The sequence below is a fragment of the Streptomyces phaeochromogenes genome (assembly GCF_001418655.1).
GTDB lineage: Bacteria > Actinomycetota > Actinomycetes > Streptomycetales > Streptomycetaceae > Streptomyces > Streptomyces phaeochromogenes.
Genome location: NZ_LIQZ01000616.1, coordinates 1 through 8699, shown reverse-complemented (window position 1 = coordinate 8699; position 8699 = coordinate 1). Strand labels below are relative to the sequence as shown.

The 8699-nt window shown below is 71.5% G+C and carries 9 protein-coding genes and 1 pseudogene; 6 read left to right on the top strand and 4 right to left on the bottom strand.

What is annotated here, in order from left to right; translation table 11 throughout:
• Positions 1 to 147: 147 nt before the first annotated feature.
• Complete coding sequence (locus AOK17_RS46740; RefSeq protein WP_055618714.1) at positions 148 to 828, bottom strand: SCO2322 family protein; 681 nt, start codon at positions 826 to 828, stop codon at positions 148 to 150.
• Entirely contained in the window at positions 825 to 2102 is a 1278-nt protein-coding gene (locus tag AOK17_RS46735) for an SCO2321 family membrane protein (RefSeq protein WP_055618713.1), read from the bottom strand. The genes AOK17_RS46740 and AOK17_RS46735 overlap by 4 nt, the downstream gene beginning before the upstream one ends.
• 323 nt (positions 2103 to 2425) lie before the next feature.
• On the opposite strand from AOK17_RS46735, the gene AOK17_RS46730 reads away from it, so the two are divergent.
• The gene (locus tag AOK17_RS46730) at positions 2426 to 3172 is read left to right on the top strand and encodes a phosphotransferase (RefSeq protein ID WP_055618712.1); all 747 of its coding nucleotides are present in this window, start codon (positions 2426 to 2428) and stop codon (positions 3170 to 3172) included.
• On the opposite strand, the gene AOK17_RS46725 is transcribed toward AOK17_RS46730, so the two are convergent.
• A complete protein-coding gene (locus AOK17_RS46725) occupies positions 3169 to 4029 on the bottom strand; it encodes a helix-turn-helix domain-containing protein (protein ID WP_055618711.1) in 861 nt (286 codons plus the stop codon). The two genes, AOK17_RS46730 and AOK17_RS46725, sit on opposite strands and share 4 nt — an antisense overlap.
• Positions 4030 to 4182: 153 nt before the next feature.
• Here AOK17_RS46725 and AOK17_RS46720 point away from each other — a divergent pair, with 153 nt between their 5' ends.
• Positions 4183 to 5199 carry an aldo/keto reductase gene (locus AOK17_RS46720; protein ID WP_055618710.1) on the top strand — a complete coding sequence of 339 codons (1017 nt, stop codon included), beginning with the start codon at positions 4183 to 4185 and terminating at the stop codon, positions 5197 to 5199.
• Positions 5200 to 5291: 92 nt separating this feature from the next.
• The gene (locus AOK17_RS46715; RefSeq protein WP_055618709.1) at positions 5292 to 5708 is read left to right on the top strand and encodes a hypothetical protein; all 417 of its coding nucleotides are present in this window, start codon (positions 5292 to 5294) and stop codon (positions 5706 to 5708) included.
• A gap of 62 nt (positions 5709 to 5770) precedes the next feature.
• Here AOK17_RS46715 and AOK17_RS46710 read toward each other — a convergent pair whose 3' ends face one another.
• Positions 5771 to 6796: a Strvi_7410 family MBL fold metallo-hydrolase gene (locus AOK17_RS46710; protein ID WP_055618708.1), complete on the bottom strand. Its 1026-nt coding sequence runs from the start codon at positions 6794 to 6796 to the stop codon at positions 5771 to 5773.
• Between the two features lie 221 nt (positions 6797 to 7017).
• On the opposite strand from AOK17_RS46710, the pseudogene AOK17_RS46705 reads away from it, so the two are divergent.
• The 3 genes and pseudogenes from AOK17_RS46705 to AOK17_RS46700 all read left to right on the top strand — a co-directional run.
• A pseudogene (locus tag AOK17_RS46705) lies at positions 7018 to 8189 on the top strand (aldehyde dehydrogenase); the annotation flags it as partial.
• A gap of 2 nt (positions 8190 to 8191) precedes the next feature.
• A partial coding sequence (locus tag AOK17_RS53290) for an aldehyde dehydrogenase family protein (protein ID WP_245697888.1) occupies positions 8192 to 8458 on the top strand: 267 nt, incomplete at its 5' end.
• Between the two features lie 3 nt (positions 8459 to 8461).
• Complete coding sequence (locus AOK17_RS46700; protein WP_055618707.1) at positions 8462 to 8695, top strand: ferredoxin; 234 nt, start codon at positions 8462 to 8464, stop codon at positions 8693 to 8695.
• Positions 8696 to 8699: the final 4 nt, after the last annotated feature.

The following is an 8699-nucleotide window of genomic DNA, read 5'->3' as shown; positions in this document are numbered from 1 at the left end:
GAGCGGGGGGACCCCCATCGCCCTGCGGAACGCCTGCCCACAGTGGTGGCAGCGGTAGCTGGGGAGGCGGCGGGCGTAGGCCCGGGAGTGTCTCCGGTGCCGCGTCCCCGGTACTCGTCGTCGTTGCTGGCGGTCATTGCAGGCCCGTCAACCCCGGCGGCGGCGGGCTTGCCATACCGCTGCTGCGCCCAGGGCTGCTACCGCGGCAATTCCGGTCAGTAGGCCCAGCGAGGGGCCGCCGTTGTCGTCCCCGTCGGCGGAATTGCTCTCCGCCTCCTCGCCTGGCGACTTCGAAGCCTTCGGGCGGTCCGCCGCGACCGGTTCTCCGCAGCCTGTGGTCGGGTAGCCCGCGATGGCGCAGAGGAGGGCGTTGGTGTCGTAGCGGAGGGGCTTGGCGACGGCGGCGAGGGCGTCCGCGGTCGTGGCGTCGTCGTCGACGCGGGCGCAGGCCGTGCGGGGGCGGGGCGGGGTCGAGCCGGACGGGGCGTCCGCGGTCGTGCCGAAGTCGAGGACGAGGCCGACCCGCTTGGACCCCTCCCGTGCGGGTGTCTTCGCGCAGATCGTCGCGAAGTCGGCGGCCCCGCGAGGCTTCGCCGAGTCCTTGGAGTCCTCGCTCACCGAGAAGCGGAACCCCTGGACGTCACCGTCCGAGGGGCGTGCGGTCGACGGTCCCTGGGTCGCGTACACCCACGTGTCGGCCGTGTCGGCGGTGGAATTCCGGTCCCAGAAGGACCAGTAGCGGTAGCCGACCGCCTGGGCCTGCCCCGCTGTGCCGAGGACGGCGAGCAGGAGACACAGGACCGGCAGAACCAGGCGGCGGCAGGTCACGGCTGCTGCTTCTTGTTACGGCCGCTGAGGAGGAAACCGATGCCGATGCCGCCGACCAGGCCGACCCCGATGATCCACCAGAGGCTGACCCCGCCGTCGTCCTCGTCCGAGGCGTTGTCCTGGTCGTCCTTGTCGTTCTTGCCGTCCGCCGGGGCGGTGGAGGCGTCGGAGGACGTCGCCGCGGGGCCGGTCGCGCCGAGCTGCTTCACGAGGTCGGCGCCGCCGAAGGCGCGCGGGTCCGTGCCGGTGGCGTTCGCCGCGAAGATCAGCTGCGCGTACGCCGCCGGGCCGCTCTTCGCCGCCCAGGTGCCGGAGTTCTTCTCCAGCCAGGCCAGCGGCTTCTCGGTGTCGGCCGTGCGGCCGGCGGCGGCGAGCGCGACGACCGTGTCGGCGGTGTTGCCGTAGTCGGGCTGGTCCTCGGCGCCGGGGAGGGAGGACTTCAGGTAGCCGTTCTTGGCGACCGCGCCCGCGAGGTACAGGGCACCGTTGGCCGCCGCGTCCTCGATCGTGAAGGGGTGGCCCCCCACGCACTGGGACGCCTTCGGGGAGGCCTTGCCGGCACCGTCCTCTTCGGGATCGGTGTCCAGGCCCTCGCCGAGCGCGCCGAGCACCCCCGCCGCCGTGGCGTCCGCGTTCGCCGCGAGCTTGCCCTTCTTGTCCGGCTGGAAGGCGAAGGCGCCGCCGCCGGTCTCGTCGCAGGGGACGGAGAGGCCCATCAGGGCGTCGTACGGCGTCCGGTCGTCCTTCGAGGGCACGTCCTTCGGGTCGGTGTCCCCGGCGTCCAGGGCCCCGATCACGACGGACGTCGAGTTGGTGTCGCTGGGCGTGCCGGGGAAGTAGCCCCAGCCGCCGTCCTTGTTCTGCACGGACTTCAGCCACTTCACGGCCGCGCCCGTCACGGCGTCGCTCGCGTCGAGGGCCTCCAGGGCCTGCAACGCGGCGGCCGTGCTGTTCGTGTCGACCTTGGTCCTGGCGTCGCACTTCGCGCTCGGGTCGGGGCGGTACGCCGCGAAGGCCCCGCTCTCGCACTGCTGGCCGACGAGCCAGTCGACGGACTTCTTCGCGGGCTTCACATCCACGCTGTCCTGGGCGAGCAGCGCGAGCGACTGCCGCCAGACGCCGTCGTAGGTGGGGTCGGTGCTGCCGTACAGGGCGGAGGGGAAGGCCTGGGACGGGGTCGCGCCGGGCGACTCGTCGGCGAGGGCGGCCGGCGCGAACGCCGTACCGATCACGGCGGTGGCGGCCAGTACCGCTGCGCTGCGGCGGACAAACATGATCGGCGGGTGCCTTTCCCGGTCAGGGAGCCGGGCAGCCTGGAATCCAAGGCGGCTCGGCTCCGTATGCCTCGACGGTGCCGGTCACCGGCGGTCCCGGTGACGCGAGCCGGTCACGTCCGTACGGGGCAATCCGGCTCGCCGCCCCTGATCGACTGATCGACCGGGCGGCACACGGTTGCGGGTCAGCGCCGGATTTGCACCGGCTTCCCCCCGTACGACTGTGATGACGACCCGCTCACTGTACCGGCCCGTAGCAAGACCCTGAGGGGCGCCTGTGGGGCCGCCTGTGAGGCCGGGCGGCTCCCCGGTAACTTCTGCCCATGGGGATACCTGCGGGGGCCGGCCGCCTGCTCGGTTCGGGGCGCACAGCGGATGTCTACGCGCTCGACGACGGCGATGATCACGGCGGCCTCGACGATCACGGTGGTCCCGGGGGCGGGGCGTGGGTGCTGCGCCGGTACCGGGACGGCTACGGGGACGCGCCGGCCGAGGCGGCCGTCATGGAGTACGTACGGGGCCACGGCTATCCCGTGCCGCGCGTGCGGGCGGCGGCGGACGCGCGCCCGCGCACCGACCTCGTGATGGAGCGGCTGTACGGGCCGACCGTGGTCGAGGCGCTGGCCGCCGGCCAACTCACCGCCGGGGACGCGGGGTTGGCGCTCGCCCGGCTCCTGCGCGACCTGCACGCGATCCCGGCCCGCCGCTCCACCGACCCCGCCGTGCGCGTCCTGCACCTGGACCTGCACCCGGAGAACGTCCTCCTCACCCCGGCCGGACCCATGGTGATCGACTGGGCCAACACCGGCGAGGGCCCGCCCGGCCGCGACTGGAGCATGTCCGCCGTGTTCGTGGCCCAGGTGGCCGTCGACGACGATCCCCGCGCGCCCCTGGCCGAGGAGATGCTGTCCGCCCTGCTGGCCGGCTGCCCCGACCCGGCACTCCTGACGGGCCCGGACGGCGGTCTCGGCTGGGCGACGGGACAGCGGGCCGCAAACCCGACGATGAGCCCCCACGAGGTCGAACTCCTGGGTGAGGCGGCAGAGTTGATCCGCAGGCTGCTGGCCTAGGCTGTTCTGTCCGGATGCGGGGACCGGGACCAACTGGCCAGGAGCTTCAGACGTTCCGCGGAGGGGGAGCCCGGTTCGGCGGTGGAGACGCCCAGGGTCTGTTCGGGGTCGTCGGCGGGGGTGAAGGCCTCGTAACCCAGGACGAGGTCGCCGACGACGGGATGGTGGTAGCGCTTGGTGCCGTGGGTGCGCTGGAACACGTCGTGGTCGGCCCACCAGTGGCGGAAGTCCGCGTCCTGGAGGGAGAGTTCGCCGATGAGCTCGGCCAGGGCGGGGTCGTGCGGGTGACGTCCCGCGTACAGGCGGAGTGCGGCGACGATGCCGTGGGCGGCGTCTTCCCAGTCGGCGTACAGGCTCCGGAAGTGGTCGTCCAGGAAGACCAGGCGGGCCATGTTGCGGCTGCGGGCGGGCAGGGCCTCGAAGTCCGTGTAGAGGGCGCGGGCGAGGTCGTTGGCGGCCAGGACGTCCATGCGGCGGCCGTAGACGAGGGCGGGGACGTCGGTGAGGCTGTCGAGCAGCAGCCGCAGACCGGGGCGTACGCGCTGCGGGGGCAGTGGGCGAGGACGCGTGTGGGTCGGTCTGGCGACTCGGAACAGGTGGCCGCGCTCCAGATCGTTGAGGCGCAGGGCCCGGGCGATCGCGTCCAGGACGGACGCGGAGACGTTGAGGTGGCGTCCGCGCTCCAGGCGGACGTAGTAGTCGACGCTGACGCCCGCGAGCTGGGCGACCTCCTCGCGCCGCAGGCCCGGAACACGGCGGGTGCCGGGCTGGGGTGCCAGGCCCGCCTCCTCGGGGGTGATCTTCGCGCGGCGCGAGCGGAGAAAGTCCCGCAGCTCGCTGTTCGGTTCCTGGGCCATGTCTCCACCGTAGACCGGTTGACCTGGGGAGCAGCCGCGCCAAAGGGGGTCTGTCGGACCCCCGGTCGGAGTGGGTCTCCCACCCCGGCCGTGAGCGGTGTTCGTCTGGAGGAAGGCAAAGCAAGCAAGCACGCACGCACCTGGAGGCCCCTGATGAAGCGCAGGATTCTCGGCGGTACCGGCATGTCGGTGAGCGAGTACGCGCTCGGCACGATGATGTTCGGCGCGATGGGCAACACCGACCACGACGAGTCGGTCCGCATGATCCACACGGCACTGGACGCCGGGATCAACCTCGTCGACACCGCCGACGTGTACTCCGGCGGCGAGTCGGAGGAGATCGTCGGCAAGGCGCTGAAAGGCCGCCGCGACGACGTCGTCCTGGCCACCAAGTTCGGGCTGGCGATGGGCGAGGACCCCAACCACCGTGGCGGCTCGGCCCGCTGGATCCGCCGCGCGGTGGAGGACAGCCTGCGCCGCCTGGACACCGACCACATCGACCTGTACCAGCTGCACCGCCCGGACCCGCACACCGACATCGACGAGACCCTCGGCGCCCTGTCGGACCTGGTCCGGGCCGGGAAGGTCCGGGCCGTCGGCGGCTCGTTCTTCTCCCCCGAGGAGATCGTCGAGGCCCAGTGGACGGCCGAGCGGCGCGGTCACCACCGGTTCCGCACCGAGCAGCCGCCGTACTCGATCCTCACCCGCGGTGTGGAGAGCCGGGTGCTGCCCACCGCCCAGCGCTACGGCATGGGCGTGCTGACCTTCGGCCCGCTCAACTCCGGCTGGCTCTCGGGCCGCGCGGATCCCACCACCGGGCACCGCAGCGCCGGCGCGGGGGCGAAGATGTTCGACCTCACGCAGCCGGGCGTAAAGGCCAAGGCCGACGCCGTGCACCAACTGACCGCGCTGTCCGCCGAGGCCGGCCTGCCGCTGCCGCATCTGGCCACCGCCTTCGTCCGGGCCCATCAGGCGGTCACCGCGGTACTCATCGGCCCGCGCCGCCCCGACCAGCTGACCGACCTCCTCGCCGCGGCCGACGTGGAACTCGGCGACGACATCCTCGACCGCATCGACGAGATCGTCCCGCCCGGCGTCGACGTGAACCCCGACGACTTCTACATCGACCCCACCCCGCCGATCACCGACAAACACCTGCGCCGCCGCTGAAGCCCGTTTGCCGCCATGCGGCGCCTCCGGCGGCCTCTGTAGCCTGGCGGCGCTGTACGGCGGGGGAGCCGTACGTCGGGGAGGGGCTGACCGTGGAGAACATCCTGGCCGTGGCCATCGGGGCCGCCATCGGCCTCATGGGGGCGGTGTTCGGTTCGTGGTTCACCGCGCGCCGACAGGACCGCATGTGGCTCCGCGAACAGAAGCTCAAGGCCGGGATCGGCTTCAACACTGCCGTGGTTCAGCTACTGGACCACCTGAAGGAAACACAGCTGAGTGACGACGGTCCCGGAGCCAACGAGTTGGCGAACCGGATGCAGGAAGCACGCTCAGCCCTCTACCTGCTCTGTGCCGACGACACCGTCGATCTCGCCGATGCTCTCGCGCGTCGGGTCTGGAGCACCCGGCCCACCGAAGGCAGGGACGACCGCCGGGCCGAGTTCCGAGTGACGTTGGACCTCCTGCGTCGCTTCACCCAACAGCTCCGGCAGGAGATCGCAAGATCGTAGTGCCCATCGGATCACCGCGCGGACCGGAGGAAATCACCGGGCGGACCGGAGGAAGGGGCGGTTCACACCGCCACGTACGTCACCGGATCGCTCCCCGGTACCGCCTCCGCGTGGCCCAGTTTCACCAGTCGGCGCAGGTGGGCCTCCGCCTCCGAGACGGCGATGTTCCGTGATCCGTAGGGGATGTCGTCCCACGGGCGGTTCCACTCCATGCGGACGGCGAGCTGCCAGGAGGTGAGCGGGGTGACGAGGAGGGAGCGGAGGTCGGTGAGGCGGGACTCGTGGTGGTCCAGCAACTCCCTTACGCGGGCCGGGGCGTCGGTGAAGGCGTGCAGGTGGGCGGGGAGGACCTCGGCCGGTTCGAGGCGGCCGATCCGTTCCAGGGAGTCCAGGTAGTCGCCGAGCGGGTCGGCGACGGTCTCGTCGTCCGGGTCCTCGTACAGGCCGATGTGCGGAGTGATCCTCGGCAGCAGGTGGTCCCCCGAGAACAGGCGGCCGTGGCCGGGGAGTTGGGCCGGATGGGCCTCCTCCAGATGGAGGCAGACATGCCCGGGGGTGTGGCCCGGTGTCCAGATCGCGCGGAGCCGGCGGCCGGCGAGGTCGAGGAGTTCGCCGGGGACGATCTCGCGGTCGGGGAGCGCGGGGGAGGCGCCGGGGAACATCCGGGAGCGGGCGGTGCGCATCGGCGCCACGTGCTCCTCGGGCGCGCCCGAGGCGGTCAACTTGTCGGCCATGTACGTGAACCAGCGTCCGGGCTTCGTCCCGCGCGTCCGCCGTACGATCGAGATGTCGGCGGCGTGCATCGCGATCCAGGCGCCGGACGCCTCCCGCACCTTGCCCGACAGGCCGTGGTGGTCCGGGTGATGATGGGTGATCACCACTCCGTGGATCTCCGCGGCCGAAGTTCCGCAGGCCGTCAACCCCTCGGCGAGCGCGTCCCAGGACGCCGGGTCGTCCCAGCCCGTGTCGATCAGCACCGGCCCGCGGTCGGTGTCCACGACATACACGAGCGTCGTTCCGAGGGGATTGTCCGGGATGGGAACCTGGACGGACCGTACGCCGCCGCCGTGATCGGTCACCTGTGCCATGGGTTCCCCTGTCGCCGACTCCCGGCCACTATAACTAGAACCGGTTCCAATGGGAGCCCAAGTCACTCACCGGGTCGGCGAGATGGATCACTGGCCGTTGAAGTGGTGTGAGGTCCGTGGACTCCTCCAACTAGAACTGGTATCAGTTCCAGTGTCGTCATGTCTGATGAACCGTCAGTCTGATGCACCGTCAGAAATGTCCTCCGGAGAGGCAGTCGGCCATGACCGAGCTCGTGGAACACGGACAGCTGTTCATCGGCGGGGAGCTGGCCGCTCCCCTGGGCCAGGATGTGATCGAGGTGGTCTCCCCGCACACCGAGGAGGTCATCGGCCGGGTGCCGCACGCCTCGCGGGCGGACGTCGACCGGGCCGTCGCGGTCGCGCGGACCGCGTTCGACGAGGGGCCCTGGCCGAGGATGTCCCTCGACGAGCGCATCGAGGTCGTCAACCGGATCAAGGACGGGATCGCCGTACGCCACGAGGAGATCGCCCGCGTCATCTCCTCCGAGAACGGCTCCCCGTACTCCTGGAGCGTCCTCGCGCAGGCCCTCGGCGCGATGATGGTGTGGGACGCGGCGATCACGGTCGCGCGGGGCTTCACGTACGAGGAGACGCGTGACGGAGTGCTCGGGAAGATCCTGGTGCGGCGCGAGCCGGTCGGGGTCGTCGCGGCCGTCGCGCCCTGGAACGTCCCGCAGTTCGTGGCGGCGGCCAAGCTCGCGCCCGCGCTGCTGACCGGCTGCACGGTCGTGCTCAAGCCCTCGCCCGAGTCGCCGCTCGACGCGTACATACTCGGCGAGATCGCGAAGGACGCCGGGCTGCCGGAGGGGGTCCTGTCGATCCTGCCCGCGGACCGCGAGGTGAGCGAGTATCTCGTCGGGCACCCCGGGATCGACAAGGTCTCCTTCACCGGATCGGTGGCCGCGGGCCGGCGCGTCATGGAGGTCGCTTCACGCAATCTCACGCGCGTGACACTGGAGTTGGGCGGGAAGTCGGCCGCGGTGGTCCTGCCGGACGCCGACATCGAGACCTCCGTGCCGGGCATCGTCTCGGCGGCCTGGATGAACAACGGCCAGGCGTGCGTCGCGCAGACCCGCATCCTGCTGCCGCGCTCGCGCTACGACGAGTTCGCGGAGGCGTTCGCCGCCGCGGCGGGTGCGCTGGTGGTCGGCGACCCGCTGGACCCGGCGACCCAGGTGGGCCCGCTGGTCGCCCAACGGCAGCAGCAGCGCAACCTCGACTACATCCGCATCGGCCAGGAGGAGGGCGCCAAGATCCTCACGGGCGGCGGGCGTCCGCCCGGCCTCGACCGCGGCTGGTACGTCGAGCCGACGCTCTTCGGTGACGTCGACAACTCCATGCGGATCGCTCGCGAGGAGATCTTCGGGCCGGTNNGGCGACGAGGCCGAGGCGGTCAAGATCGCCAACGACTCCGACTACGGGCTGAGCGGCAGCGTCTGGACGGCCGACGTGGCCCGTGGCATCGACGTGGCCCGCCAGGTCCGTACCGGCACGTACTCCGTCAACACCTTCAGCCTCGACATGCTCGGTCCGTTCGGCGGCTACAAGAACTCCGGTCTGGGGCGGGAGTTCGGGCCCGAGGGCTACGGCGAGTACCTGGAGCACAAGATGATCCACCTGCCCGCCGGCTGGGAGGCCTGACCGATGGGCGACCGCTGGCACGTCGAGGTCGACCGCTCCCTCTGCATCGGCTCGGCCCAGTGCACCCACCTAGCCCCCACCGCCTTCCACCTCGACTCCGCCATGCAGTCCCACCCGGCGGAACCGGAGTCCGACGCCAACGAGAAGGTCCTGGAGGCGGCGGAGGGGTGTCCGGTGGAGGCGATCATGATCACCCTGCTGGGGAGCGGGGAGGCGGTGTTTCCTCCGGAGGAGTGAGGGG